This is a genomic window from Stenotrophomonas sp. TWI273, from assembly GCF_039674765.1.
Taxonomy (GTDB): domain Bacteria; phylum Pseudomonadota; class Gammaproteobacteria; order Xanthomonadales; family Xanthomonadaceae; genus Stenotrophomonas.
Genome location: NZ_JBDJOA010000001.1, coordinates 558,807 through 585,089, shown reverse-complemented (window position 1 = coordinate 585,089; position 26,283 = coordinate 558,807). Strand labels below are relative to the sequence as shown.

The 26,283-nt window shown below is 65.8% G+C and carries 21 protein-coding genes; 11 read left to right on the top strand and 10 right to left on the bottom strand.

Annotated features, from left to right (window positions below; translation table 11 throughout):
* Positions 1-100: 100 nt before the first annotated feature.
* Both ABE571_RS02425 and ABE571_RS02420 read right to left on the bottom strand, forming a co-directional pair.
* Positions 101-562: a cytochrome c gene (locus ABE571_RS02425; protein WP_019183110.1), complete on the bottom strand. Its 462-nt coding sequence runs from the start codon at positions 560-562 to the stop codon at positions 101-103.
* A gap of 8 nt (positions 563-570) precedes the next feature.
* On the bottom strand, positions 571-963 hold the full coding sequence (locus ABE571_RS02420) for a c-type cytochrome (RefSeq protein ID WP_019183109.1): 393 nt from the start codon (positions 961-963) through the stop codon (positions 571-573).
* Between the two features lie 204 nt (positions 964-1,167).
* On the opposite strand from ABE571_RS02420, the gene ABE571_RS02415 reads away from it, so the two are divergent.
* From ABE571_RS02415 to ABE571_RS02405, 3 genes are read left to right on the top strand one after another with little or no spacing between them, the layout of a single operon-like run.
* Positions 1,168-2,289 (top strand): efflux RND transporter periplasmic adaptor subunit, encoded by a 1,122-nt coding sequence (locus ABE571_RS02415; protein WP_346493110.1) that lies wholly within the window; start codon positions 1,168-1,170, stop codon positions 2,287-2,289.
* Positions 2,286-5,795: an efflux RND transporter permease subunit gene (locus ABE571_RS02410; protein WP_346482196.1), complete on the top strand. Its 3,510-nt coding sequence runs from the start codon at positions 2,286-2,288 to the stop codon at positions 5,793-5,795. Before ABE571_RS02415 ends, ABE571_RS02410 begins: the two co-directional genes overlap by 4 nt.
* Positions 5,792-8,887, top strand: coding sequence for an efflux RND transporter permease subunit (locus ABE571_RS02405; protein WP_346493109.1), 3,096 nt, complete (start codon positions 5,792-5,794; stop codon positions 8,885-8,887). The genes ABE571_RS02410 and ABE571_RS02405 overlap by 4 nt, the downstream gene beginning before the upstream one ends.
* 291 nt (positions 8,888-9,178) lie before the next feature.
* On the opposite strand, the gene ABE571_RS02400 is transcribed toward ABE571_RS02405, so the two are convergent.
* The 6 genes from ABE571_RS02400 to ykgO form a co-directional block, all read right to left on the bottom strand.
* Positions 9,179-10,399 (bottom strand): TraB/GumN family protein, encoded by a 1,221-nt coding sequence (locus ABE571_RS02400; protein WP_346493108.1) that lies wholly within the window; start codon positions 10,397-10,399, stop codon positions 9,179-9,181.
* Between the two features lie 4 nt (positions 10,400-10,403).
* A complete protein-coding gene (locus ABE571_RS02395) occupies positions 10,404-10,934 on the bottom strand; it encodes an N-acetyltransferase family protein (protein WP_313212341.1) in 531 nt (176 codons plus the stop codon).
* Positions 10,935-10,953: 19 nt separating this feature from the next.
* Positions 10,954-11,841: a carbon-nitrogen hydrolase gene (locus ABE571_RS02390; protein WP_152151648.1), complete on the bottom strand. Its 888-nt coding sequence runs from the start codon at positions 11,839-11,841 to the stop codon at positions 10,954-10,956.
* A 228-nt stretch (positions 11,842-12,069) separates the two neighbouring features.
* The gene (locus ABE571_RS02385; protein WP_313212338.1) at positions 12,070-13,104 is read right to left on the bottom strand and encodes an agmatine deiminase family protein; all 1,035 of its coding nucleotides are present in this window, start codon (positions 13,102-13,104) and stop codon (positions 12,070-12,072) included.
* 46 nt (positions 13,105-13,150) lie between these two features.
* Positions 13,151-13,477, bottom strand: coding sequence for a hypothetical protein (locus ABE571_RS02380; RefSeq protein ID WP_123729053.1), 327 nt, complete (start codon positions 13,475-13,477; stop codon positions 13,151-13,153).
* A 181-nt stretch (positions 13,478-13,658) separates the two neighbouring features.
* On the bottom strand, positions 13,659-13,784 hold the full coding sequence (gene ykgO, locus ABE571_RS02375) for a type B 50S ribosomal protein L36 (protein ID WP_057628212.1): 126 nt from the start codon (positions 13,782-13,784) through the stop codon (positions 13,659-13,661).
* Positions 13,785-13,978: 194 nt separating this feature from the next.
* On the opposite strand from ykgO, the gene cmk reads away from it, so the two are divergent.
* The 8 genes from cmk to galU all read left to right on the top strand — a co-directional run bounded on the left by cmk (position 13,979) and on the right by galU (position 22,283).
* Positions 13,979-14,659 carry a (d)CMP kinase gene (gene cmk / locus ABE571_RS02370; protein ID WP_046273768.1) on the top strand — a complete coding sequence of 227 codons (681 nt, stop codon included), beginning with the start codon at positions 13,979-13,981 and terminating at the stop codon, positions 14,657-14,659.
* A 194-nt stretch (positions 14,660-14,853) separates the two neighbouring features.
* On the top strand, positions 14,854-16,539 hold the full coding sequence (gene rpsA, locus ABE571_RS02365) for a 30S ribosomal protein S1 (RefSeq protein WP_121042136.1): 1,686 nt from the start codon (positions 14,854-14,856) through the stop codon (positions 16,537-16,539).
* Between the two features lie 87 nt (positions 16,540-16,626).
* Positions 16,627-16,932 (top strand): integration host factor subunit beta, encoded by a 306-nt coding sequence (locus ABE571_RS02360; protein WP_019183098.1) that lies wholly within the window; start codon positions 16,627-16,629, stop codon positions 16,930-16,932.
* Positions 16,933-17,030: 98 nt separating this feature from the next.
* The gene (locus ABE571_RS02355; protein ID WP_313212332.1) at positions 17,031-17,315 is read left to right on the top strand and encodes a LapA family protein; all 285 of its coding nucleotides are present in this window, start codon (positions 17,031-17,033) and stop codon (positions 17,313-17,315) included.
* A gap of 6 nt (positions 17,316-17,321) precedes the next feature.
* The gene (gene lapB / locus ABE571_RS02350) at positions 17,322-18,500 is read left to right on the top strand and encodes a lipopolysaccharide assembly protein LapB (protein ID WP_121042140.1); all 1,179 of its coding nucleotides are present in this window, start codon (positions 17,322-17,324) and stop codon (positions 18,498-18,500) included.
* Between the two features lie 3 nt (positions 18,501-18,503).
* On the top strand, positions 18,504-19,478 hold the full coding sequence (locus ABE571_RS02345; protein ID WP_313212330.1) for a glycosyltransferase family 4 protein: 975 nt from the start codon (positions 18,504-18,506) through the stop codon (positions 19,476-19,478).
* Between the two features lie 16 nt (positions 19,479-19,494).
* The gene (locus ABE571_RS02340; RefSeq protein WP_313212328.1) at positions 19,495-21,402 is read left to right on the top strand and encodes a nucleoside-diphosphate sugar epimerase/dehydratase; all 1,908 of its coding nucleotides are present in this window, start codon (positions 19,495-19,497) and stop codon (positions 21,400-21,402) included.
* Positions 21,402-22,283 (top strand): UTP--glucose-1-phosphate uridylyltransferase GalU, encoded by an 882-nt coding sequence (gene galU, locus ABE571_RS02335; RefSeq protein WP_346465213.1) that lies wholly within the window; start codon positions 21,402-21,404, stop codon positions 22,281-22,283. The genes ABE571_RS02340 and galU overlap by 1 nt, the downstream gene beginning before the upstream one ends.
* Before the next feature lie 359 nt (positions 22,284-22,642).
* On the opposite strand, the gene ABE571_RS02330 is transcribed toward galU, so the two are convergent.
* Positions 22,643-23,851 (bottom strand): acetyl-CoA C-acyltransferase, encoded by a 1,209-nt coding sequence (locus ABE571_RS02330; protein WP_121042146.1) that lies wholly within the window; start codon positions 23,849-23,851, stop codon positions 22,643-22,645.
* 22 nt (positions 23,852-23,873) lie between these two features.
* Positions 23,874-26,246: a 3-hydroxyacyl-CoA dehydrogenase/enoyl-CoA hydratase family protein gene (locus ABE571_RS02325; RefSeq protein WP_346493107.1), complete on the bottom strand. Its 2,373-nt coding sequence runs from the start codon at positions 26,244-26,246 to the stop codon at positions 23,874-23,876.
* Between the last annotated feature and the right edge of the window lie 37 nt (positions 26,247-26,283).

Here is a 26,283-nt window from a genome sequence, read left to right as displayed (position 1 = left end):
GGCCGGCTCCAGGCAATCCAGAGGAGAGCCGGCCAGCGGCCGGCACTACCTCATGGCGCCCGGACGGAAGGCAGCCGACCAACGGTCGGCTCTACCGCCATCACTTCAAGCCGTGCAGATCCCGCAGCTGGGTCGGCCGTGAGCCGAAATAGGCCGCCAGATCGGCGATGTCCTGATCACTCAGGTCGGTCGCCTGCGGGGTCATCAGCGCGTGCTGGCGATCCCCCGCGCGGTAGGCCTGCAGGCTGTGCGCCAGGTAATCCCCGTACTGCCCACCCAGTTTCGGGTAGGTCGGGTCGATCGGCTTGTTGCCGTCCGCCCCGTGGCAGTCGATGCAGCTCTGGCCGGTGGCTTTGCCCTTCACCTGGGCACGCGCCTCACCGGCGGCGATGCGGCCGGCCGGCAGGCCGGCGGAGGAGCCGGACCCGTGTTCACCACTGGCGTGGCCCGGATCGGCGGCGGAATCTGCGCTGTTCTCCACCTGTGACTGCGAGCACGCAGTCATCAGCAGGGCAACGGACAGGGCGATGGCGTAACGCTGGAGTGGCGTGGCTTTCGACATGAGCGCGCTTATTTGACGGTGGACAGGTAAACAGCGAGATCGGCGATCTCCTGTTCGCTGAAACTCATCGACTGCGCCTGCATCGTCGGATGCTTGCGCTTGCCGTGGCGGTACTCGGTCAGCGCCTGGCTGAGGTACTCACGGGTCTGCCCGCCGATCTTGGGCACCTTGTAGCTGGGGTAGGCGTTCTTGTACCCGGTGATGCCGTGGCACCCCTGGCACGTGTACGCCAGGACCCGGCCATTATCGAACCGGCCGGTGACGGCGGCGGGCGCCGGCGCGGTGGCGGCCGGAGCGGGGGTGGCGGGTACTGCAGGAGCAGGTGTTGCGGCCTGTGCGGCGGCCCCGAGGGGCAGGAGGACGGCCAGAACGAGACAAGCGGCGAGCGGCTGCGGGCGCATGATGTCCTTTTCCGATAAACGGGTCTGGTCGTTCCGGCGTGGGGTACGGAACTGGGCCGAGTATAGCCTGCCATTTCATCTAGCTGAAACCGGGCCCGGGAAGCCATCGCCGCAGGTCACCATGACCTTTGGGATATGGTGTGGTCGTGACGTGGTGCATTACTTTGCTACCACACCTGCCCACGCATCCTTAGGGACACGACGATGTCGCGACACACTTTCCTGCTCGGCCGCACCGGACGCTGTGCCGCTGCACTGCTGATCACCTCCACCCTGCTGCTGAGCGGCTGCGGTGGCGCCGGCCCCGCCGAAGCCAACGCTGCTGAAAAGGACGGCAAGGCCGAGAAGAGGGTCGATGCGGTACCGGTCGAAGCCGTCGCTGCCAGCCGTCGCGCCGTCGCCGCCAGCTACACCGGCACGGCCGCACTGGAACCGCGGGGCGAGTCGCAGGTGGTCGCCAAGACCTCCGGCGTTGCGCTGGTCGTTCTGGTCGAGGAAGGGCAGCAGGTACGTGCCGGCCAGCCGCTGGTGCGGCTGGACCCGGACCGTGCGCGCCTGGCGGTTGCCCAGAGCGAAGCGCAGATGCGCAAGCTGGAGAACAATTACCAGCGTGCCCACAAGCTGGTCGGCGAGCAGATGGTGAGCGCCGCCGATGTCGACCAGATCAAGTACGACCTCGACAACGCCCGCGCGCAGTACCGCCTGGCCACGCTCGAACTGTCCTACACCACGGTGGTCGCGCCGATCTCGGGCGTGATCGCCTCGCGCTCGATCAAGACCGGCAACTTCGTGCAGATCAACACTCCGATCTTCCGCATCGTCGACAACTCGCGTCTGGAAGCCACGCTCAACGTGCCCGAGCGCGAGCTGGCCACGCTGCGCCCGGGCCAGCCGGTCACGCTGATTGCCGATGCGCTGCCGGGCAAGACCTTCCCGGGCACGGTGGACCGCATCTCGCCGGTGGTCGATGCCGGCAGCGGCACCTTCCGCGTGGTCAGCGGCTTTGGCGAAGATGCTGAAGGCCTGCAGCCGGGCATGTTCGGCCGCATCCGGATCGACTACGACCAGCGTGCCGATGCTCTGGTGGTGCCGCGGATCGCACTGCTCGACGATGGCGAGCCGGCGGTGTTCCGCGTGCGCGAGGGCAAGGCCGCACGCGTGCCGGTCAAGCTGGGCTATGCCGAAGGCCCGTGGGTGGAAATCCGCGAGGGCCTGGCCGCCGGCGACCAGGTGGTTACAGCCGGCAAGGTGGCGCTGCGTGACGGCACCGCGGTGCAGGTGATCGGTGCCAAGCCGGCGCCGGCCAAGGCGGAGAGCCGTCAATGACAGCGGCCGGCAACGACCACGGCAATGATCCGCACCAGGGCGAGCGCCCCGGTGCCCAAGGCGGCGGCCTGGTGGAATTCGCCACCCGCCGCCGCGTCACCATCGCGATGTTCACCGTCACGCTGATGCTGTTCGGCTTCATCGCGCTGGGCAATCTCAAGGTCAATCTGCTGCCCGACCTGAGCTACCCGACCCTGACCGTGCGCACCGAGTACACCGGTGCAGCGCCGGCGGAAATCGAAACGCTGATCACCGAGCCGGTCGAAGAAGCCGTCGGCGTGGTCAAGAACCTGCGCAAGCTCAAATCGATTTCGCGTACCGGCCAGAGCGATGTGGTGCTCGAGTTCGCCTGGGGCACCAACATGGACCAGGCCAGCCTGGAGGTGCGCGACAAGATGGAAGCGCTGAACCTGCCGCTGGAGGCGAAGTCCCCGGTGCTGCTGCGCTTCAATCCGTCCACCGAACCGATCATGCGGCTGGTGATCTCGGCGAAGACCGATCCGTCCAGCGATGCCGAGGCCGTGCGCCAGCTCACCGAGCTGCGCCGCTACGCCGATGAAGACCTGAAGAAGAAGCTGGAGCCGGTCACCGGCGTGGCGGCGGTCAAGGTCGGCGGCGGTCTGGAGGATGAAATCCAGGTCGACATCGACCAGCAGAAGCTGGCCCAGCTCAACCTGCCGATCGACAATGTCATCAAGCGGCTCAAGGAAGAGAACATCAACATCTCCGGCGGTCGCCTGGAGGAAGGCTCGCAGCGTTACCTGGTGCGCACCGTCAACCAGTTCGCCGATCTGGAGGACATCCGCAACCTGCTGGTGACCACCCAGAGCAGCAACGGCAGCGCGGCCGATGCAGCGATGCAGCAGATGTTCGCCATCGCCGCCTCGACCGGCTCGGATGCCGCCGTGGCCGCCGCCTCGGCCGCGCAGAGCGCATCCAGCAGCAGCTCCACCAACATCGCCAACGGCGTGCCGGTGCGGCTGAAGGATGTCGCCACCGTCCGCCAGGGCTACAAGGAACGCGAAGCGATCATCCGTCTGGGTGGCAAGGAAGCGGTCGAGCTGGCGATCTACAAGGAGGGCGATGCCAACACGGTGTCGACCGCCGAAGCGCTGCGTGCGCGGCTGGAGCAGATCAAGGGCCAGGTGCCCGGCGATGCCGAGCTGACCACGATCGAAGACCAGTCGCGCTTCATCGAACACGCCATCAGCGACGTCAAGAAAGACGCCGTGATCGGCGGCATCCTCGCCATCCTGATCATCTTCCTGTTCCTGCGCGACGGCTGGAGCACGTTTGTGATCAGCCTGTCACTGCCGGTCTCGATCATCACCACGTTCTTCTTCATGGGCCAGCTCGGCCTGAGCTTGAACGTGATGTCGCTGGGCGGTCTGGCGCTGGCCACCGGCCTGGTGGTGGACGACTCCATCGTGGTGCTGGAGAGCATCGCCAAGGCGCGCGAGCGTGGCCTGAGCATCCTGCAGGCCGCCATCGTCGGCACCCGTGAAGTGAGCATGGCCGTGGTCGCCTCGACCCTGACCACCATCGCGGTGTTCCTGCCGCTGGTGTTCGTGGATGGCATCGCCGGCCAGCTGTTCCGCGACCAGGCGCTGACCGTGGCGATCGCGATCGCGATCTCGCTGTTGGTCTCGATGACCCTGATCCCGATGCTGAGCTCGCTCAAGGGCCGCCCACCGCTGGCCTTCCCGGAAGAACCCGCGCATCAGCCGTGGCAGCCGGACAGCCGGTGGTTGAAGCCGGTCGCCGGCAGCCGTCGTGGCGTAGGCACGCTGGTGCGCTGGATCTGCTTCGGGATGGCCTGGTCGGTGATCCGCGTCTGGCGCGGTCTGGTGGCCGTGGTCGGCCCGGTGATGCGCAAGGCCAGCGATGTGGCGATGAAGCCGTACGCCGGTGCCGAACGCGGTTACCTGAAGCTGCTGCCGGGCGCGCTACACCACCCGGGCAAGGTGCTGGGTCTGGCCGCGCTGGCCTTCGTCGGCACGATGGCGCTGGTGCCGATGCTGGGTGCGGATCTGATCCCGCAGCTGGCCCAGGACCGCTTCGAAATGACCGCCAAGCTGCCGGCCGGCACGCCGCTGAAGCAGACCGATGCACTGGTCCGCGAGATGCAGCTGGCCCATGCCAAGGACGACAGCATCGCCTCGTTGTACGGCGTCAGTGGCAGCGGCACGCGCCTGGATGCCAGCCCGACCGAGAGTGGCGAAAACATCGGCAAGCTGACCGTGGTGATGGCCGGTGGCGGCAACGCACGCACCGAAGCGGCGATCACCGAGCGTCTGCGTGAGTCGATGCAGCAGCATCCCGGCGTGCAGGTCGATTTCGCCCGCCCGGCGCTCTTCAGCTTCTCCACCCCGCTGGAAGTGGAACTGCGCGGCCAGGACATGGCCACGCTGGAAACGGCCGGCAAGGCGCTGGCCGCGATGCTGCGCAACAACCCGCACTACGCAGACGTCAAATCCACGGTGGAAGAGGGCTTCCCGGAGATCCAGATCCGCTTCGACCAGGAGCGCGCCGGTGCCTTGGGCCTGACCACGCGGCAGATCGCCGATGTGGTGGTCAAGAAGGTGCGCGGTGATGTGGCCACGCGCTACAGCTTCCGCGACCGCAAGATCGACGTGCTGGTCCGTGCCCAGGAAGGCGACCGGGCCAGCGTGGACAGCATCCGCCGGCTGATCGTCAATCCGGGCAGCAACCGGCCGGTGACGCTGGATTCGGTGGCCGAGGTGGTCGCCACCAACGGCCCGAGCGAGATCCATCGCGCCGATCAGACCCGCGTGGCGGTGGTCTCGGCCAACCTGCGCGATATCGACCTGGGCGGCGCCGTGCGCGAAGTGCAGGACATGGTCGCCAAGCAGCCGCTGGGTGCCGGTGTGGGCATGCACATCGGCGGCCAGGGTGAGGAGCTGGCCGATTCGGCGCGCTCGCTGATCTTCGCCTTCGGCCTGGCCATCTTCCTGGTGTATCTGGTGATGGCCTCGCAGTTCGAGTCGCTGCTGCACCCGTTCGTCATCCTGTTCACCATCCCGCTGGCGCTGGTCGGTGCGATCCTGGCGTTGATGCTGACCGGCAAGCCGATCTCGGTGGTCGTGTTCATCGGGTTGATCCTGCTGGTGGGCCTGGTGACCAAGAACGCGATCATCCTGATCGACAAGGTCAACCAGCTGCGCGAGGCCGGTGTGCCCAAGCGCGAGGCGCTGGTGGAAGGCGCGCGCTCCCGCCTGCGGCCGATCATCATGACCACCCTGTGCACGCTGTTCGGCTTCCTGCCGCTGGCGGTGGCGATGGGCGAAGGCGCCGAAGTGCGTGCGCCGATGGCGATCACCGTGATCGGTGGCCTGCTGGTCTCCACCCTGCTGACCCTGGTGGTGATCCCGGTGGTGTACGACCTGCTGGATCGTCGTGGCGACGCCTACTACCGCGCGCGTGGCCGGCACCTCAAGACGCCGCTGGCCGATGCCGGCCATGACACCGCACAGGAGCCGGCATGAGCATTGCCGAGTTCTCCATCCGCCGGCCCATCACCACGATCATGTGTTTTGTGTCGTTGGCGGTGGTGGGCCTGATCGCCTCGTTCCGGCTGCCGCTGGAAGCACTGCCGGACATCTCCGCGCCGTTCCTGTTCGTGCAGGTGCCGTATACCGGTTCCACGCCGGAAGAGGTCGAGCGCAACATCATCCGGCCCACCGAAGAAGCGCTGGCAACGATGACCGGGATCAAGCGCATGCGCTCCTCGGCCACCTCCGAAGGTGCCAGCATCTTCATCGAGTTCACCGACTGGGACCGCGACATCGCCATCGCGGCCTCCGATGCCCGCGAGCGCATCGATGCGATCCGCAGCGACCTGCCTGACGACCTGCAGCGCTACAACGTGTTCAAGTGGTCCAGCAGCGATGACCCGGTGCTGAAGGTGCGCCTGGCCAGTGCCACCGACCTGACCGGCGCATACGACATGCTCGACCGCGAGTTCAAGCGGCGGATCGAGCGCATCCCGGGGGTGGCGCGGGTCAACATCTCCGGTGCCCCACCGAACGAGGTCGAGATCGCGATCAGCCCGGACCGGTTGACCGCGCACAACCTGAGCATCAACGAGCTCAGCGATCGCCTGCGCGCGCTGAACTTCTCGATCTCGGCCGGGCAGATCGACGACAACGGCCAGCGCGTGCGCATCCAGCCGGTGGGCGAGATCACCGACCTGCAGGAACTGCGCGATCTGGTGATCGACACCAAGGGCCTGCGCCTGGGCGACATCGCCGAGATCCGGCTCAAGCCCACGCGCATGAACTACGGGCGCCGCCTGGACGGCAACCCGGCCGTCGGCCTGGATATCTACAAGGAGCGCAGCGCCAACCTGGTGGAGGTCTCGCGTGCCGCGCTGGCGGAAGTGGAGGCGATCCGCACGCAGCCCTCGATGCGCGATGTGCAGATCAAGGTGATCGACAACCAGGGCAAGATGGTGACGTCTTCGCTGCTGGAGCTGGCCGAGGCGGGTGCAGTGGGCCTGCTGTTGTCGATCACGGTGCTGTTCTTCTTCCTGCGCCATTGGCCCTCCACGCTGATGGTGACCCTGGCGATCCCGATCTGTTTCGTGATCACGCTGGGCTTCATGTATTTCGCCGGCGTCACCCTCAACATCCTGACCATGATGGGCCTGCTGCTGGCGGTCGGCATGCTGGTGGACAACGCCGTGGTGGTGGTGGAGAGCATTTACCAGGAACGTGAGCGGATGCCTGACCAGCCACGGCTGGCCTCGATCATCGGCACCCGCAACGTGGCCATCGCGCTGAGCGCCGGCACGCTGTGCCACTGCATCGTGTTCGTGCCGAACCTGTTCGGCGAGACCAACAACATCAGCATCTTCATGTCGCAGATCGCCATCACGATCTCGGTCTCGCTGCTGGCCTCCTGGCTGGTCGCGGTGAGCCTGATCCCGATGCTGTCCGCGCGTATGCAGACGCCCAAGCTGGTGCATTCGGACAGCGGGGTGATCGCCCGCCTGCAGCGCCGCTACGCCACACTGCTGCAGTGGACGCTGGAGCATCGCGGTTGGAGCGTGTTCGGCATCCTGCTGGTGATCCTGATCAGCCTGGTGCCGATGAAGCTGACCAAGATCGACATGTTCGGTGGCGAGGGTGGCCACGAGGTGTTCATCGGGTACAACTGGAAGGGCGCCTATACCTTCGGGCAGATGTCCGAGGAAGTGGCACGCGTCGAACGCTACCTGGATGACAACCGCGAGGCGCTGCACATCACCCAGGTGTATTCCTGGTACAGCGAGCAGGAAGGCAGCAGCACGATCGTGACCTTCGATACCGCGCACGCCAAGAGCATGCCGGCCGTGCAGGAGGCACTGCGCAAGGGCCTGCCGCGGTCGGCGCGTGCCGATTACGTGGTCGGCAACTCGGGCGACGGCGGCGGCGGTGGCAACAACCAGGTGCAGGTGCAGCTGGTCGGCGACTCGACCAAGATGCTGCAGGAGATCGGCGAGGAAGTGGTGCCGTTGCTGGCCCAGCGCAAGGAACTGCGCGATGTGCGCATCGACAACGGCGAGAAGGGCAGCGAGCTGTCCATCCATGTGGACCGCGAGCGCGCGGCCGCCTTCGGCTTCAATGCCGAGCAGGTCGCCAGCTTCGTCGGCCTGGCCCTGCGTGGCGCGCCGCTGCGCGAGTTCCGCCGCGGTGACAGCGAAGTACCGGTATGGGTACGTTTCGCCGGTGCCGAGCAGAGCAGCCCGGAGGACCTGGCCAGCTACACCGTGCGCACCGGTGACGGCCGCTCGGTGCCGCTGCTGAGCCTGGTGGATGTGGCGATCAAACCCTCGGCCACGCAGATCGGCCGCACCAACCGCCAGACCACGCTGACCATCAAGGCCAACCTGGCCGAGAAGGTCACCGTGCCGGAAGGGCGCAAGGCCATGGAGGAGATGCTCACGCCGATGAGTTTCCCGGCCGGCTATACCTTCAGCTTCGACGGTGGCGACTACGGCGACGACGACCAGGCGATGTCGCAGATGATGTTCAATCTGGTGATCGCGCTGGTGATGATCTACGTCGTGATGGCGGCCGTGTTCGAATCGCTGCTGTTCCCGGCGGCGATCATGAGCGGCGTGCTGTTCTCGATCTTCGGCGTGTTCTGGCTGTTCTGGATCACCGGCACCTCGTTCGGGATCATGTCCTTCATCGGCATCCTGGTGTTGATGGGCGTGGTGGTGAACAACGGCATCGTGATGATCGAGCACATCAACAACCTGCGCCGCCGCGGGATGGGGCGGACCCAGGCGCTGGTGGAAGGCTCACGCGAGCGCCTGCGCCCGATCATGATGACGATGGGCACCGCGATCCTGGCGATGATCCCGATCTCCATGACCGACACCCAGCTGCTCGGCAATGGTCCGCCGTACTACCCGATGGCCCGCGCCATCGCTGGCGGCCTGGCGTTCTCCACGGTGGTGAGCCTGCTGTTCCTGCCGACCATCTACGCGATGCTCGATGACATGAGCACGGCGGTGTCGCGGATCATCCGGCGCGCGCGTGGCCGCGGCGTGGATGCTCCGGTGGTCGAGCCGGGCGCAGAATCGATTTGAGGGTGGATGGAGGCCCGTTGGGCGGGCCTCCTTTTTTCGCGGACCGCATCCACGCATGGCGTGGATCTACAGATGGAAACGGTGGCGCGGGAATCACCCTGGTACGGAGCTGAGTGCGTGCGGGTAGTGCCGGCCGCTGGCCGGCTCACGAGATACCCACCGATGACCGGCCCACGAGATGCCCACCGATGACAGGTGCCGGCCAGCGGCCGGCACTACCCGCGGTTCCCACATGCGTGCACAAAAAAGGCCACGCATTGCGTGGCCTTTCGATTACAGCCGGCGCGGGAATCACCCCGCGACCTTGCCCCACACCTGGAACCCGGTCAGCCACAACCCGAGCATGCTGCCCAGGTTGGTCAGCATGAAGGTCAGCACCACGCGGGTCACCCGGTTGCGGTACCAGCCCTTGACGCTCTGCGCATCGTCGCGCAGCTTCAGGAAATCCTCGTAGGCCGGCTTGCGCAGGCGCGCTTCCACCAGGGCCGAGAACGCACCGGTCGGGATGCTCAGCCGGAACGGCTTGAACGGGGCCACCACGATCGCGGTCAGGATGCTCAGCGGGTGGCTGCCGGCCAACAGGCAGCCCAGGCCGGCCAGACCGCCGGTGTACATCGCCCAGACCGCCAGCAGCTCACTGCCGACGCCCAGGCCACCGCGATAGAAGCCCACGCCGATACCGGTCAGCACGATGGCCAGGATCGCCAGCGTGATCCACGGGATGTTGCGCTTCTTCGGCACGTCTTCCAGCAACTCGCGCAGCGGGCCCGGCGCGTCGGTGTCGGTTTCCAGGTACCTGGCCAGACCGGCCAGATGACCGGCACCGACCACCGCCAGCACTTCGCGCTGGGCCGGATCGTGCACTTCGCGCAGGCGCGTGGCCATGTAGCGGTCGCGCTCGCCGATGATGGTTTCGTACAGGGCCGGGCTCTCGCTGGCGAACTCGCCGAAGCTGGCTTCGAGCATGTCGCCCTGCTTGAGCTTCTCGATCTCGTCTTCGCCGACTTCCTCGGACGCGAACAGGCCAGCGCCCAGGCCCATCACCAGCTTGATCTTGCCGAAGAAGCCCAGGCGCTGCGAGGCACGCCGGAACGTCAGGCCGACCTCGCGGTCGATCAGATGCACGGGCAGGTTGCGTTCGTTGGCCAGGGTGACCGCGCGCTTGAGCTCGGCACCCGGCTCGATCTCGAGCTGTTCGGCCAGGCGGCGCTGGTAGGCGGCCAAGGCCAGGTTGGCGGCGAACAGGGCGACGCGGCCCTTGCGGATTACCTCGACCAGGTCCAGCTTGGCCAGCGCATCCGGATCGGTCAGTGCCTGCAGGCGCTGGGCGTCCAGTTCGACCGCGACCGCATCGAAGCGGCCACTCTCGATCGCACGCTCCACCGCTTCCACGCTGGCCTGCGAGACGTGCGCGGTGCCCAGCAGGGTGTAGCGCACGCCATCGCGTTCGACGATGCGGACGGGCTGGCCGGCGAACAACGTGTCGCCGGCGTCAATCAGGGTATCGGTCATTGCATCATTCATTCGAAGGGGCGCTGTCGGCACCATCGCCGAGCGCGCGCTGCATCTGGACGGTATCCAGCCAGCGGCCATGCTTGCGGCCGAGGCCGCGGAAAACGCCGACGGTATGGAAACCGAAACGCTCGTGCAGTTTGATGGAGGCGGTGTTGGTGGGCTCGCCGATGACGGCCACCATCTGCCGGTAACCGCGCGCGACGCAGGCATCGATCAGGCCCTGCATCAGCGCGGTGCCGACACCGCGGCCCTGGAACGCCGCGTCCACATAGACCGAGTTCTCCACGGTCCACTGATAGGCGATCCGGCCGCGGTAGGTATTGGCGTAGGCATAGCCGGCCACCTGGCCATCGACCTCGGCCACGAGGTACGGAAAGCCGCGGCCGACGATGTCCTGCATGCGGCGGTGCATTTCCGCCGCCTCCGGGATCTCGTACTCGTAGGTGTTGACGAAGTCGGTTACTTCCACCGCATAGATCGCGGTGATGGCCGCGATATCGGCATCGGTGGCATCGCGCAGGTGCACGGTCACGGTGGGGTGTCCTGGTCGGTCAGTCGATGTAGCGCTTGAGCAGATCGCCGTATGCATCGATGCGGCGATCACGCAGGAACGGCCAGATGCGGCGGACGTGTTCGCTGCGCTGCAGGTCCACATCGCAGACCAGCACGGTCGGCTCGCCACCGGCTTCGGCGATGAATTCACCCTGCGGGCCCAGCACGTGGCTGTTGCCCCAGAACTGGATGCCCGAAGCACCCATCGGCGAGGCTTCATGGCCGACGCGGTTGCAGCTCAGCACCGGCACGCCGTTGGCCACGGCATGGCCGCGGTGGCTCAGCACCCACGCATCACGCTGGCGGCCCTGTTCGTCGCGCTGGTCGTCCGGGTCCCAGCCGATCGCGGTGGGATAGAGCAGCAGCTCGGCACCGGCCAGCGCCATCAGGCGCGCCGCTTCCGGATACCACTGGTCCCAGCACACGAGCACGCCGAGGCGACCCACCGAGGTATCGATCGGGGTGAAGCCCAGATCGCCCGGGGTAAAGTAGAACTTCTCGTAGAAGCCCGGATCATCCGGGATGTGCATCTTGCGGTACTTGCCGAGCAGGGTGCCGTCTTTCTCGAAGACCACCGCGGTGTTGTGGTACAGCCCGGCAGCGCGACGCTCGAACAGCGACCCGACGATCACCACGCCATGCTTCCTGGCCAGCGCGCCCAGGCGCTCCGTGCTCGGGCCCGGGATCGGCTCGGCCAGATCGAATTCATCCACTGATTCGTGCTGGCAGAAGTACGCGCCGTTGTGCAGTTCCTGCAGCAGGATCAGCTTGGCACCCTGCGCGGCCGCTTCAGCCACGCGCGCTTCGATGACGGCCAGATTGGCCTCGGCATCGCCGTGGTTGCGCTCCTGGATCAGGGCGACGGAAAGGGTGTGGCGTGAGCTCATCCGGAGACGGTCCTGCAAGGGGAAAAACGCAGTTTATCGCGGATGGGTGCACGCAGCGTGCTGGCTGCTAAATGGGCAACACCCGCACCGGTAGTGCCGGCCGCTGGCCGGCTCCGCAGGATGACCGGAACAGCGGCGGACAGGCCACAACCCTCGGTCGTGGGCTGTCGCTCTTCCATCGGCTGCCGACCCGCTCCGACACGCCAGGCCGAGGTACTCACTGGTCGATCAGGCCAGCAATCCCGCCGGCAGCTGCATCGTGATGCAGTGCAGGCTGCCGTTCTGCCAGATCAGCGAACGGCACGGCACCGGCACGATCTCGCGGTCCGGATAGGCCTGGGCCAACACCGCACGCGCCGCTTCGTCGGCCGCATCGCCGTAGGCCGGCATCAGCACCGCGCCGTTGAGGATCAGGTAGTTCGCATACGAAGCCGCCAGGCGGCGGCCTTCGTCGATCACCGGCTGCGCCCATGGCAGCGGGAACAGGCGGTACGGCTGGCCGTCGGTGGTACGCAGCGCCGCCAGCTCGGCACCCATCGCCTGCAGTTCGGCGTAGTGCGAATCGCCGGCGTCGTCGCAGGCCTGGTAGACGATGCTGTCGGTCGAGGCGAAGCGGGCCAGGGTATCGATGTGGGCGTCGGTATCGTCGCCTTCCAGATAGCCATGGTCCAGCCACAGCACGCGGTCCTGGGCCAGCCAGGTGGCCAGGTCGGCGCTGAGCGAGTCGCGGCTGCGGTCCGGATGACGCTCGTGCAGGCACTGCCAAGTGGTCAGCAGGGTGCCGGCGCCGTCGGTCTCGATGCCGCCGCCCTCCAGCGCGAACGGAATGCTCTGCAGCTCCGCGTTGTTGAACAGGCCCGCCGCGTGCAGGACGCCGACCAGCTGGTCATCCAGGCTGGCGTCGAACTTGCCGCCCCAGCCGGTGAAGCGGAAATCCAGCAGGCGGAAGCCGCCATCGGCACGCGTGAGCGTGATCGGACCGGAGTCGCGCAGCCAGGTATCGTCGTACTGGGCAGTCACGAAGCGCACGCGGTCCGTGTCGATCCGGTTCGAACGCAGGCGCGCATCGGCGTACGCCTCCAGGTCGTCGTCGGCAACGATGATCACCACCGGCTGGAAGCGGGTGATGGCCGCGACGAGCGCGATGTAGGTGTCCTCGACGTCACCCAGGCGGTCGGCCCAGTCGGTGTCGGCGTGGGGCCAGGCGATCAGGATGGCGGACTGGGATTCCCATTCGGCCGGAAAGCGGAGCGTGTCGTTCATGATCTCAGTGCGATGGCCCGCCGGCTGGCGGGCAAAGGGAAAGGGGTCAGCGGATCGGCGGTTTCGGCCCGATCTCGTTGGCGTCGGCGCGGTTGGCGACCACGTCGATCACCTTCTGCTTTTCGAAGTACACGGTGAACTGCGGGTAGACCCAGCGGTTGATCGTGGGCCACTGGCGCTTCTGCCCGCCGCGGGGTTCCAGGCGTTCGCCCGGGTCGCCGAACTGGGCCTGGACCTGCTGCATGCTCTGGCCGCGGACGGGCAGGGCGACGGCGGGCTTTTCACGGCTGCGGTCGATCAGCAGCGTGTCGGCGTGGGCGCTGGAAACGGCCAGTACGGCCAGCAACGGCAAGGTGGTCAGGTAACGCTTCATCTCGATCTACTCCCCAGTGGTCAAGAATGCGGAAGGTCTCACGACTGCAGGTCTCATGACCAACGGTCGTGAGCTACCTGGCGATTACACCAAAAATGGCAGCAAAAAGCCGCCCGGAGGCGGCTTTTTGTTCATCACCCGGTCCGGTGAGGGACCGATGGCGGCCGTGAGGCCAGCCGGCTCAGCGCTGGCGAGCCTTGAAGCGCGGGTTCGACTTGCAGATCACGAAGATCTTGCCGCGACGACGGACGACCTTGCAGTCGCGGTGACGGGTCTTGGCCGACTTCAGGGAAGACAGGACTTTCATTGCATACCTCGGCGTAAACGTTGGATTCGGTTGGAGCGCGGCCGCGATATGCAGATGACAATCGGCAGGTGACGCCCGTTCAAGCCCGCCATTCTACCGGCCTTTTTCCCATCCTTTCAAGTGGTTGGGCCAAAAAAGTCTCAGGGCGCCCCGGGCAGGGGCTAGAATGGGCGGTCACATCTACCGGGAAACCCATGAATCAGCTTCCATCCGTGCTCACCATCGACGGTCCTTCCGGGGCCGGCAAAGGCACTGTCAGCCGCATTGTCGCACGCCGCCTGGGCTGGCATTACCTGGATTCGGGCGCCCTGTACCGGGCGGTGGGCGTGGCCGCCAGCTGGGCTGATATCGATACCTCCGACGCCTCGGCGCTGGTGCGCTGCACCTTCGACACCCACGTGCGCTTCGTGGAATCGGCCGATGGCGGGCTGCGGGTGCTGGTCAACGAGACCGATGCCACCGACGAGCTGCGCCTGGAGACCACCGGCGCGCTGGCCTCGGCCATTGCCGCCATCCCGGAGGTCCGGGCGGCGCTGAAAGAGCGCCAGCGCGCATTCAGGATGGAGCCGGGGCTTGTCGCCGACGGACGGGACATGGGTACGGTCATCTTCCCGGACGCTCCATTCAAGGTGTTTTTGACCGCCAGCGCCGAGGAACGGGCCGAGCGGCGGCATAAGCAGTTGAAAGACAAGGGTGTTTCGGTTAACTTTGACGACCTCCTGCGCGAGATCATGGCCCGCGACGCCCGTGATGCACAGCGCACAGTGGCGCCCCTGAAGCCGGCAGACGATGCCGTCGTCATCGACACCAGTGGTATTGGCATCGACGCTGTCGTTGCCAAGGTATTGGATCTGCTTCCGGTTTCGGGTGCCTGATCCGTTGTAAAGGAGGGCCGTCAATCCATCGACGGTGTCGCACCATCGCAAGGCAACAAAAGCTCCGTCCCGCAATGATGCGTGGCGGTTTTCCTACTTAACACACGACCTGCCTTACCGGGGTCGACCAACAGGCGGGCAGTAAGCGGTTCCCTTCGGGGGCCAATGCCCATGTGTCCAACAGAGTAAATCTAATGACCGAATCATTTGCAGAGCTGTTCGAAGCCAGTCAGGCCAATCTGGCCAAGCTGAAGCCGGGCTCGATCGTCAGCGGTGTCGTTGTTGAAGTCCGCGGCGATGTCGTGGTGATCAACGCCGGCCTGAAGTCCGAAGGCATCGTGCCGATCGAACAGTTCCGTAACGACGCTGGCGAGATCGACGTTGCTGAAGGCGACGTCGTCAAGGTCGCCCTCGATTCCATCGAGAACGGCTTCGGTGAAACCGTTCTGTCGCGTGAGAAAGCCAAGCGCGCGATGGTGTGGGACGAGCTGGAAGAAGCGTTGGAAAAGAACGAAACCATCACCGGCCGCATCAGCGGCAAGGTCAAGGGTGGTTTCACCGTGGACATCAAGGATGTCCGCGCGTTCCTGCCCGGTTCGCTGGTGGATGTGCGCCCCGTGCGCGACCCGGCCTACCTGGAAGGCAAGGAGCTGGAATTCAAGCTCATCAAGCTGGACCGCAAGCGTAACAACGTCGTTGTGTCCCGTCGTGCAGTCGTCGAAAGCGAGCATTCGGAAGAGCGCGAGCAGCTGATGGACAAGCTGCAGGAAGGCGCGATCCTGAAGGGTGTCGTCAAGAACCTGACCGATTACGGCGCATTCGTGGACCTGGGCGGTATCGACGGCCTGCTGCACATCACCGACATGGCCTGGAAGCGCGTGCGCCATCCGTCCGAAGTCGTGAACGTCGGCGACGAGCTGGACGTGCGCGTGCTGAAGTTCGACCGCGAGCGCAACCGCGTTTCGCTGGGTCTGAAGCAGCTGGGTGAAGATCCGTGGGACAACATCGCCCGTCGTTACCCGGCCAACAGCCGCGTCTTCGGCAAGGTCTCCAACGTCACCGATTACGGCGCATTCGTCGAGATCGAGCCGGGCGTCGAAGGTCTGGTGCACGTCTCCGAAATGGATTGGACCAACAAGAACGTCAACCCGTCCAAGGTTGTGCAGGTCGGTGACGAAGTTGAAGTCATGGTCCTGGACGTCGACGAGGAGCGTCGCCGCATCTCGCTGGGCATGAAGCAGGTTGCCGCCAATCCGTGGGAAACCTTCGCTGCCATCCACAAGAAGGGCGACAAGGTGTCGGGCCAGATCAAGTCGATCACCGACTTCGGCATCTTCATCGGCCTGGACGGCGGTATCGATGGCCTGGTGCACCTGTCCGACATCAGCTGGAACACCACCGGCGAAGACGTGGTCCGCAACTACAAGAAGGGCGACAACCTGGACGCAGTGGTCCTGGCCGTCGATCCGGAGCGCGAGCGCATCAGCCTGGGCGTCAAGCAGCTGGAGCAGGATCCGTTCGGTCAGTACATGGCGGCCAACCCGAAGGGTTCCAAGGTCGAAGGCGTGGTCAAGGAAGTGGACGCCAAGGGCGCTACCATCGAACTGGCTGACGGCATCGAAGGCTACGTGGCCGCTCGCGACGTTGCGAACGAGCGCGTGGACGACGCGACCCAGTTCCTGAAGGTCGGCGACAAGGTGGAAGCCAAGTTCGTGGGCATGGATCGCAAGGGTCGTACCCTGCAGCTGTCGATCAAGGCCAAGGACGACGCGGAAATGCGCGAAGTGCTGGAGGAATACCAGTCCTCTTCGGCTTCCAGCGGCACCACCCAGCTCGGCGCGCTGCTGCGTGCACAGCTGAACGGCAACAAGTCCGAGTAATCGGTCTGTCGCTGTCGTAGTTTCCTGGGCGGCCCGGACATCAGTCCGGGCCGTTTCAGGGTCTGAGTTCCTCCCCAAGAGCCCGTAATGACCAAATCCGAGCTGATCGAAATCCTGGCGCGCCGACAGGCGCATTTGAAGTCGGACGATGTCGATCTGGCCGTGAAGTCGTTGCTGGAAATGATGGGTGGGGCGCTGGCCGGCGGGGATCGCATCGAGATCCGCGGGTTCGGCAGTTTTTCGTTGCACTACCGGCCCGCACGGCTGGGGCGCAATCCCAAGACCGGGGAATCGGTCGCGTTGCCGGGCAAGCATGTCCCGCACTTCAAGCCGGGCAAGGAACTGCGCGAGCGCGTCAGCGCCGTGGTGCCGCTGGAAAGCGATCCTGCGTAGAGCCGACCGTTGGTCCGCTGCTTTTTTCGTTCCGGGCCTCTTTGTCCCGCTGCTCTATATTCCGCTACTCTTGAATCTCCCGGAACTGGAGCTGCTGCATGAACATCGTACGTCTGCTGATCCTGCTGGCGGTTCTGGTCGTGGGTCTCATCATCGGCGCCCTCAACTCGCAGCCGATCATCATCAGCCTGGGCTTTACCCAGATCAATTCCACCACCGGCGTGGCGATCATCATCGCCCTGTTGTCCGGTGCAATCATCGGCGGCGGCCTCGTGCTCGCCAGTGTGGTGATCCCGTTGTACGCCAAACTGCGCCGTGCGCAGAAGGCCGCGCCTGCCGTGGTCGTGGCACCCCCTTCTTCTTCTACATTCGACGGACGCTGAGCGCCGATGGAATTTGTCTCCGAGTGGTTCTGGTTCTTCCTGTTCCTGCCCCTGGCCGCGTTGTCGGGCTGGGTGATCGGGCGTCGCGGCGGTCAACGCCATGGCGACAACCAGGTCAGCCATCTGTCCAGCACGTACTTCCGCGGCCTGAACTATCTGCTCAACGAGCAGCCGGACAAGGCGATCGAGCTGTTCCTGCACATCGCCGAACTGGACAAGGAAACCTTCGAGACCCAGGTCGCGCTGGGCCATCTGTTCCGCCGCCGCGGTGAGGTTGATCGTGCGATCCGCCTGCACCAGGGCCTGGTCAACCGCGCGGACCTGAGTGATCAGCAGCGTGTCCAGGCACTGCTGGCGCTGGGCGAGGACTACATGAAGTCCGGCCTGCTTGATCGCGCCGAAACCGTGTTCACCGAGCTCGCCCAGATCGACCAGCGCGCACCGCAGGCGCTCAAGCACCTGATCGGCATCTACCAGGCCGAGCGCGACTGGGAAAAGGCGATCGACAACGCCAGCCGCTTCGAAGAGGTCACCGGCGAGCCGATGGGCAAGCTGATCGGACAGTTCGAATGCGAGCTGGCCGAGCGTTACCGTGGCGCTGGCAAGATCGAAGAGGCCCGCGCGGCCATCGCGCGCGCCTACCAGGCCGATGCGATGTCGGTGCGGGCCGGCATCATCGAAGGGCGCCTGGAGAACGATGCGGGCAATGCCGAAGCCGCCGTGCGTGCCTTCGAGCGGGCCGCCCGCAACGATCCGGAGTACCTGCCGGAAGTGCTGCAGGCGCTGATGCAGAACTACCGCAAGGTCGGCGACCTCGGTGGCGCGCGCGCGTTCCTCTCGGAGATGACCGAGCACTATCGCGGCATCGCCCCGGTGCTGGCCCTGACCCAGCTGATGGAAGAGCAGGAGGGTGTCGCTCCGGCGCGCGCCTACCTCGGCCGCCAGCTCAAGGATCGTCCGTCGGTGCGTGGCGAGTCGGCCCTGATCGACCTGACCCTGGCCGAGGGCGCGGATTCCACCGCGACCCTGCACGACCTCAAGCACATCACCGACCAGTTGCTGGTCCGCAATCCGGCGTACCGCTGCACCCGCTGTGGCTTTGGGGCGCGCACGCATCACTGGCAGTGCCCGAGCTGCAAGGAATGGGGCACCGTCAAGCCGCTGCTCAACTACGCGGTGCTCTGAACCATGATGGTCGCCTGGATGGCGGGGCTGCTGGCGGTGCTGGCGGTATCGGCGGGCCTCACCTGGGGCGCACGCGCCTATGCGCTGCGCCGCAATCTACTGGATGAGCCCGGCGAGCGCCGCAGCCACGGGGTGGCGACGCCACGCGGCGGCGGCATCGCGATCGTGCTGACCCTGCTGCTGGCCTGCGTGGTCGCCGCGGTGATCTGGCCCACGGCCGGGCTCACCCTGGCGGTATTCGCGCTGGGGCTGGTGCTGGTCGCGGGCATCGGTTGGTGGGACGACCATCGGCCGCTGCCGGCGGTGCGTCGCCTGTTGGTCCATGTCATCGCGGCCGCGCTGCTGGCTGGGTTGGTCTGGCACGCCAGTGGCAATCCCTGGCAGGCGCTGCTGGCGCTGTTGTTTGCCACTTCGTTGATCAACATCTGGAACTTCATGGATGGGATCAACGGGATAGCCACCACGCAGGCGATCCTGGCCGGTCTCGCGTTCGCCCTTGTCCTGCCGCCACCTTACGGGCTGGCCGGCGTGGTGTTGGGGCTGGCCTGCCTGGGCTTCCTGCCGTTCAACTACCCGAAGGCGCGCATCTTCATGGGTGACGTGGGCAGCGGGGCGCTGGGCTATGCGATCGCGGCGCTGGTCTGTCTGGTCAGTGTGCGCACCGATATCCACTGGCTGCTGTTGCTGGTGCCGCTTTCGGCCTTTCTTGTGGACGCAGGCTTCACATTGCTTTCGCGCATCCTGTCCGGACAGCGCTGGATGGAACCCCACACGCAGCATCTCTATCAGCGCGCGGTGAAAGGTGGTGCAAGCCACACTTTCGTCACCGGGATGTATCTTGTTTTTGGAATATTCAGTGCGGCAGTGTTTAATGCATGCACGAATTTGCAGCCGAGGTGGGAGGCTGCCGTGGCCATCGCGTGGTTGATCTTCGCGTCCGGCCTTTGGCTGCTCCTGCGCAAGGGAATGCGCAACTAGAAGGATTACGTTGTTTATGACGCCTTGGCAGGACCGACTTACCGGCTTGATGCCCCGCGCGGCCATCGTCGCCCACGACCTGTTCATGGTCTGGGCGTGCTGGCAGTTGCTGCACGCCGGACGCTACTCGATGCTGGTCGACGCGCCGGCGTTGCCGCTGTGGAACATCGACACCTCGCTGGTGCTGGTCATCCAGGCCGTGGTGTTCTGGCGGGTGGGCCTGTACCGCGGCCTGTGGCGCTTTGCCAGCGTCGCCGATCTGCTCAATATTTTCAAAGCCAGCTTCATCGGCCTGCTCGCCATCGTGGTGGCCTTGGCGTACAAGCGCTTTGAAGGCGTGCCGATGTCGGTGCTGGTCATCTACCCCTTCGCGCTGTCCGCGCTGCTGGGCGCGCCGCGCCTGCTGTACCGCGCATGGAAGGACTATCAGGCGCTGCAGTCCGACGTCACCGCGCGCCGTGTGCTGATCCTGGGTGCCGGCCAGGCGGCCGAGGCCCTCGTCCGCGACCTGCGCCGCTCGGGTGATTTCGAGCCGGTCGGCCTGCTCGACGACGCCCCTCATCTGCAGGGCGCCAAGCTGCAGGGCCTGCCGATCCTGGGCACCCTGGAAGATGCCCCGGCCGTGGTCCGCGAGACCGCCGCCAAGCTGCTGGTGATCGCCATTCCCTCGCTGGATGCCGTGGGCATGCAGCGGGTGGTGGCCATCTGCGAAAGCACCGGCGTGCCGTTCCGGATGGTGCCCAAGCTCAACGACATCCTGCTGGGTCATTCCTTGCCGGGTGAGCTCAAGGAAGTGGCGATCGAGGACCTGCTCGGCCGCAAGCCGATCCTGCCGGACTGGGCGCTGATCCGTGGCTGGCTGGGCGGGCGCACCGTGCTGGTCACCGGCGCGGGCGGTTCGATCGGTTCGGAGCTGTGCCGCCAGTGTGCACGCCACGGGGCAGGGCGCATCGTCCTGGTGGAGATGAGCGAGCTGCTCCTGCTCACCATCGAGGCGGAGCTGCAGCGCAGCTTCCCGGATCTGGTGGTGGAAGCGGTGCTGGGTGACTGCGGCGACCCCGCGGTGATCCGCCATGCGCTGTCGCTGTCACGGGTGGACTCGGTCTTCCATGCCGCCGCCTACAAGCAGGTGCCGGTGCTGGAGCGCCAGCTCCGCGAGGCGGTGCGCAACAACATCCTCTCCACCGAAACGGTGGCGCGTGCCTGCGTCGAAGCGCGCATCGAGCATTTCGTCTTCATCTCCACCGACAAGGCGGTCGATCCGGTCAACGCCCTGGGTGCCAGCAAGCGCTACGCGGAGATGATCTGCCAGAGCCTGGACCAGAAGACCAGCCACACCCGTTTCGTGACCGTGCGCTTCGGCAACGTGCTGGCCTCGGCCGGCAGCGTGGTGCCGGTGTTCCGCGAGCAGATTCTCAAGGGTGGCCCGGTCACCGTGACCGACCCGGAAGTCACCCGCTACTTCATGACCATTCCCGAGGCCTGTCAGCTGATCCTGCAGGCGGCCGCGTCGGCCTCGCATGGGGCGATCTATACGCTGGACATGGGCGAGCCGGTGCCGATCCGCGTGCTGGCCGAGCAGATGATCCGCCTGGCCGGCAAGCAGCCGTACAAGGACATCGCCATCGTCTATACGGGCCTGCGCCCGGGCGAGAAACTGCACGAAACGCTGTTCTATTCCGACGAAGATTATCGTCCGACCGCGCACCCGAAGATTCTCGAGGCCGGCGTACGCACGTTCGCGCGCGAACAGGTATTGGCCAATGTGCCGAAACTGCGCGAGGCGATTGCCAGCTACGATACTGATGCGATCAACAGCATTCTGTTTGCGACCATGCCGGAATTTTCTCCGCTGCAACAGGACGATCACGTCAGCTCTGCTAAAGTGCTCGCCTTTCCGGCGCGTGAGGCCACTAGGTTCTGATGAGCAAGCGTATTCGCAAGGCGGTATTTCCTGTCGCAGGGTTGGGAACGCGATTCCTTCCGGCTACCAAAACCGTTCCGAAGGAAATGCTGCCGATCATTGATCGGCCGTTGATCCAATATGCCGTGGATGAGGCGATCGAGGCGGGCTGTGACACGCTGATCTTCATCACCAACCGCTACAAGCATGCGGTCGCGGATTATTTCGACAAGGCCTACGAGCTGGAGCAGAAACTCGAGCGCGCCGGCAAGCAGGAGCAGCTCGAACTGGTTCGCCATGTGCTGCCCAATGGCGTGCGCGCCGTGTTCGTGACCCAGGCTGAAGCGCTGGGCCTGGGCCATGCGGTGCTGTGCGCCAAGGCGATTGTCGGTGACGAGCCGTTCGCCGTGCTGCTGCCGGACGATCTGATCTGGAACCGCGGCAACGGTGCGCTCAAGCAGATGGCCGACGCCAACGAAGCCACCGGCGCCAGCATCATCGCGGTCGAAGACGTACCGCATGACAAGACCGGCAGCTACGGCATCGTGGCCACCGAAGCCTTCGACGGCCGCCAGGGCAGGATCAGTGCCATCGTCGAAAAGCCCAAGCCCGAAGATGCCCCGAGCGACCTGGCCGTGGTCGGCCGTTACGTGCTCAGCCCGAAGATCTTCGAGCTGCTCGAAGCAACCGGGACCGGTGCAGGTGGCGAGATCCAGCTGACCGACGCGATCGCCGAGCTGCTCAAGACCGAACGTGTCGACGCGTTCCGCTTTGAAGGCCGTCGCTTCGACTGCGGCACCCATCTGGGCCTGGTCGAAGCCACGATCCGCTTTGCGCTCGACAACGAGAAGCTGGCCGGTCCGGCGCGCGAAGTGCTGCAGAAGATGCTGGCTGAAGGCTGAGGACGAGCTGCCGCCGCGCGATGCAGCGGCGGTAGTGCCGGCCGCTGGCCGGCTCCTCAAGCAGCGGTGGTAGTGCCGGCCGCTGGCCGGCTCCTCAAGCAGCGGTGGTAGTGCCGGCCGCTGGCCGGCTCCCGGCAGAACAGAAAAGGGCAGCCGCGAGGCTGCCCTTTTCATTTCCGACCGTGCACCGACCAACGGTCGGTGCCTACCCGTTGCATTGGTGCCACCGGTTGGGCCGGTGATACCCGTTGCATTGGTGCCACCGGTTGGACCGGTGATACCCGTTGCATTGGTGCCACCGGTGGGGCCGGTTATCCGCCGCATCGGCGCCGACCCGTGGGCCGGCACCGATCAATGCCTTACAGCGATTCGAAGATACCCGCCGCGCCCATGCCGGTGCCGATGCACATGGTCACCATGCCGTACTTCTGCTGACGACGGCGCAGGCCGTGCAACAGGGTGGCGGTGCGGATCGCGCCGGTGGCGCCCAGCGGGTGGCCCAGGGCGATCGCGCCGCCCAGCGGGTTGACCTTGGACGGGTCCAGGCCGCAATCGCGGATCACCGCCAGCGACTGTGCGGCGAAGGCTTCGTTGAGCTCGATCCAGTCCAGCTGGTCCTGGGTCAGGCCGGCCTGCTTGAGCGCCTTGGGGATCGCGGCGATCGGGCCGATGCCCATCACTTCGGGGCGCACACCGGCGACCGAGAAGCTGACGAAGCGGGCCAGCGGGGTCAGGCCGTAGTCCTTGATCGCCTGCTCGGAGGCCAGCAGCACCGCACCGGCGCCATCGCTCATCTGCGAGGAGTTGCCGGCGGTGACCGTGCCGCCGAACTGGCCGTTGCGGAACACCGGGCGCAGCTTGGCCAGGCCTTCAGCGGAGGAATCCAGGCGCGGGCCTTCGTCGGTATCCACGATCTTGTCGCGGGTGATGATGCGGCGGCCGTCGGCCAGGTCCGGCTGGCGGGTGCGCACGTCGTACGGGCTGATCTCGTCCTTGAACTCGCCGTTCTGGATCGCGGCGATGGCCTTCTGGTGCGAGGCGAGGGCGAAGGCGTCCTGCTCCTCACGCGAGACCTTCCATTCTTCGGCGACCTTCTCGGCGGTGATGCCCATGCCGTAGGCGATGGCGACGTGGTCGTTGTCGAACACGCTCGGTGCCATGGCGATCTTGTTGCCCATCATCGGCACCATCGACATCGACTCGGTACCACCGGCCAGCATCAGGTCCGAATTGCCCAGACGGATCTGGTCGGCGGCCATGGCCACGGCCTGCAGGCCGGAGGAGCAGAAGCGGTTGACGGTCTGCGCGGCGATGGTGTCCGGCAGGCCGGCCAGCAGCACGCCGATGCGGGCCACGTTCATGCCCTGCTCGGCTTCCGGCATCGCGCAGCCGATGATCGCGTCATCGATGCGGTTGAGGTCGATGCCCGGCGCCTGTGCGACCACGGAGCGGAGCACATGGGCCAGCATGTCGTCGGGACGGGTATTGCGGAACACGCCCTTGGGCGCCTTGCCCACCGGGGTACGGGTGGCGGCGACGATGTAGGCGTCCTGGATTTGCTTGGTCATTGCAGTGATCTCTCTAAAAGGGTCAGTTGCGCAGCGGCTTGCCGGTCTTGAGCATGTGCGCGATGCGGGCCTGGGTCTTTTCCTGCTGGGCCAGTTCGACGAAGTGCTTGCGCTCCAGCGTCAGCAGCCACTCTTCGTCCACCAGCGTGCCGCGATCCACTTCGCCACCGCACAGCACGGTGGCGATGCGCACGGCGATCTCGTAGTCGTACGGGCTGATGAAGCGGCCTTCCAGCATGTTGACCAGCATCATCTTGAACGTGGCGATGCCGACGTCACCGGCGACCTGGATGCGGCGGGCCGGCATCGGCGGACGGTAGCCACCTTCGGCCAGCGCCAGCACTTCGGCCTTGGCGATGTGCAGCGTCTCGAAGCTGTTGAACGCCACCTTGTCGGTCGCGCGCATCAGGCCCAGTTCCTTGGCGTTGACCGCCGAGTTGGAGACCTTGGCCATCGCGACGGTTTCGAAGGTCTTCTTCAGCTCGGCGAACACGTCACCGCCTGGACCGGCGGCCTGCGAGGCGCGCACGGCCAGTTCCTTCAGGCCACCACCGGCCGGCAGCAGACCCACGCCCGCTTCAACCAGACCGATGTAGCTTTCCAGCGCGGCCACGCTCTTGGCGCTGTGCATCTGGAACTCGCAGCCACCGCCCAAGGCCAGGCCGCGCACCGCGGTCACCACCGGCACCAGCGAATACTTGATCGCCTGGCTGGTGCGCTGGAAGTTGTGCACCATCTCTTCGAACTGGTCCACCTTGCCGGCCTGCAGCAGGCCGAGCGCACCGGACAGATCGGCGCCGGCGGAGAAGGGTTCCTTCTGCTGCCAGATCACCAGGCCCTTGTAGTCCTGCTCGGCGCGCTTGATCGCTTCCTGCAGGCCGTTGAGCACGTGGTCGGACACGGTGTTCATCTTGGTCTTGAAGCTGACCACCGCGATGCCGTCGCCGTCGTGCCACATGCGCACGCCGTCGTTCTCGAACACGGTTTCGCCCGGGCTGAAGGTCTCGCCCAGCAGTGGATCCGGGAAGCGCTGGCGCTGGTACACCGGCAGCGCCGAACGCGGCAGCTTGGCATTGCGCGACGGGCTGTAGCTGCCTTCGGCGGCGTGCACGCCGTCGCGGCCATCAAACACCCAATCGGGCAGCGGTGCGCTGCTCATGCTCTTGCCGGCCACGATGTCATCGGCGATCCACTGCGCGACCTGCTTCCAGCCGGCGGCCTGCCAGGTTTCGAACGGGCCGAGCGACCAGCCGTAGCCCCAGCGGATGGCCAGATCGACGTCGCGCGCGGTTTCGGCGATGTCGGCCAGGTGGTAGGCGCTGTAGTGGAACAGGTCGCGGAAGGTCGCCCACAGGAACTGCGCCTGCGGGTGCTGGCTTTCGCGCAGCTTGGCGAACTTCTCGGCCGGGTTCTTGATCTTCAGGATCTCGACCACTTCCGGTGCGGCGGTGCGGTCGGCGGTGCGGTAGTCCTGCTTCTCCAGGTCCAGCACCACGATGTCCTTGCCGACCTTGCGGAAGATGCCGGCACCGGTCTTCTGGCCCAGCGCGCCCTTGGCGATCAGCGCGTCCAGCCACTTCGGCGACTTGAAGAATTCATGCCACGGATCGTTGGGCAGGGTGTCGCCCATGGTCTTGATCACGTGGGCCATGGTGTCCAGGCCGACCACGTCCGAGGTGCGGTAGGTGGCGGACTTCGGGCGGCCGACCAGCGGGCCGGTCAGGCCGTCCACTTCATCGAAGCCCAGTCCGAATTCCTGGGTATGGTGGATGGTGGACAGGATCGAGAACACGCCGATGCGGTTGCCGATGAAGTTCGGGGTGTCCTTGGCGTACACCACGCCCTTGCCCAGGGTGGTGACCAGGAACGCTTCCAGGCGTTCCAGCACGGCGGCGTCGGTGGTGGTCGCCGGGATCAGCTCGGCCAGGTGCATGTAGCGCGGCGGGTTGAAGAAATGCACACCGCAGAAGCGGTGGCGCAGCTGCTCTGGCAGCACGTCGGCGAGCTTGTTGATGCCCAGGCCCGAGGTGTTGGAGGCCAGCACGGCGTGATCGGCCACGAACGGGGCGATCTTCTTGTACAGGTCCTGCTTCCAGTCCATCCGTTCGGCGATGGCCTCGATGATCAGGTCGCAGTCCTTCAACTGCTCCAGGCCGGTTTCGTAGTTGGCCGGCGTGATCGCCTCGGCGTAGGACTTGCTGGCGAGCGGGGCAGGGCTGAGCTTGCCCAGGTTGGCAATCGCCTTGAGCACGATGCCATCGGCCGGACCTTCCTTGGCGGGCAGGTCGAACAGCACGGTGTCGACGCCGGCGTTGGTCAGGTGGGCCGCAATCTGGGCACCCATGACGCCGGCACCCAGCACGGCGGCACGGCGGACTAGCAGGGAGTTGGACATGTCGATAAGCCTTTGGTTGTCTGGAAGCCGGTCAACG

Excerpts from the sequence above, each read along its gene's own strand:
- ABE571_RS02405 (WP_346493109.1), top strand. The coding sequence starts at position 5,792 with ATGAGCATTGCCGAGTTCTCCATCCGCCGGCCCATCACCACGATCATG.
- ABE571_RS02355 (WP_313212332.1), top strand. The coding sequence starts at position 17,031 with ATGAACATCGTACGTCTGCTGATCCTGCTGGCGGTTCTGGTCGTGGGT.
- galU (WP_346465213.1), top strand. The coding sequence starts at position 21,402 with ATGAGCAAGCGTATTCGCAAGGCGGTATTTCCTGTCGCAGGGTTGGGA.
- ABE571_RS02400 (WP_346493108.1), bottom strand. The coding sequence starts at position 10,399 with ATGACCGATACCCTGATTGACGCCGGCGACACGTTGTTCGCCGGCCAG.
- ABE571_RS02415 (WP_346493110.1), top strand. The coding sequence starts at position 1,168 with ATGTCGCGACACACTTTCCTGCTCGGCCGCACCGGACGCTGTGCCGCT.
- ABE571_RS02420 (WP_019183109.1), bottom strand. The coding sequence starts at position 963 with ATGCGCCCGCAGCCGCTCGCCGCTTGTCTCGTTCTGGCCGTCCTCCTG.
- ABE571_RS02390 (WP_152151648.1), bottom strand. The coding sequence starts at position 11,841 with ATGAGCTCACGCCACACCCTTTCCGTCGCCCTGATCCAGGAGCGCAAC.
- ABE571_RS02360 (WP_019183098.1), top strand. The coding sequence starts at position 16,627 with ATGACCAAATCCGAGCTGATCGAAATCCTGGCGCGCCGACAGGCGCAT.
- ABE571_RS02345 (WP_313212330.1), top strand. The coding sequence starts at position 18,504 with ATGATGGTCGCCTGGATGGCGGGGCTGCTGGCGGTGCTGGCGGTATCG.
- ABE571_RS02380 (WP_123729053.1), bottom strand. The coding sequence starts at position 13,477 with ATGAAGCGTTACCTGACCACCTTGCCGTTGCTGGCCGTACTGGCCGTT.
- ABE571_RS02325 (WP_346493107.1), bottom strand. The coding sequence starts at position 26,246 with ATGTCCAACTCCCTGCTAGTCCGCCGTGCCGCCGTGCTGGGTGCCGGC.
- ABE571_RS02385 (WP_313212338.1), bottom strand. The coding sequence starts at position 13,104 with ATGAACGACACGCTCCGCTTTCCGGCCGAATGGGAATCCCAGTCCGCC.
- rpsA (WP_121042136.1), top strand. The coding sequence starts at position 14,854 with ATGACCGAATCATTTGCAGAGCTGTTCGAAGCCAGTCAGGCCAATCTG.
- ykgO (WP_057628212.1), bottom strand. The coding sequence starts at position 13,784 with ATGAAAGTCCTGTCTTCCCTGAAGTCGGCCAAGACCCGTCACCGCGAC.
- ABE571_RS02340 (WP_313212328.1), top strand. The coding sequence starts at position 19,495 with ATGACGCCTTGGCAGGACCGACTTACCGGCTTGATGCCCCGCGCGGCC.
- ABE571_RS02425 (WP_019183110.1), bottom strand. The coding sequence starts at position 562 with ATGTCGAAAGCCACGCCACTCCAGCGTTACGCCATCGCCCTGTCCGTT.
- ABE571_RS02330 (WP_121042146.1), bottom strand. The coding sequence starts at position 23,851 with ATGACCAAGCAAATCCAGGACGCCTACATCGTCGCCGCCACCCGTACC.
- ABE571_RS02410 (WP_346482196.1), top strand. The coding sequence starts at position 2,286 with ATGACAGCGGCCGGCAACGACCACGGCAATGATCCGCACCAGGGCGAG.
- cmk (WP_046273768.1), top strand. The coding sequence starts at position 13,979 with ATGAATCAGCTTCCATCCGTGCTCACCATCGACGGTCCTTCCGGGGCC.
- lapB (WP_121042140.1), top strand. The coding sequence starts at position 17,322 with ATGGAATTTGTCTCCGAGTGGTTCTGGTTCTTCCTGTTCCTGCCCCTG.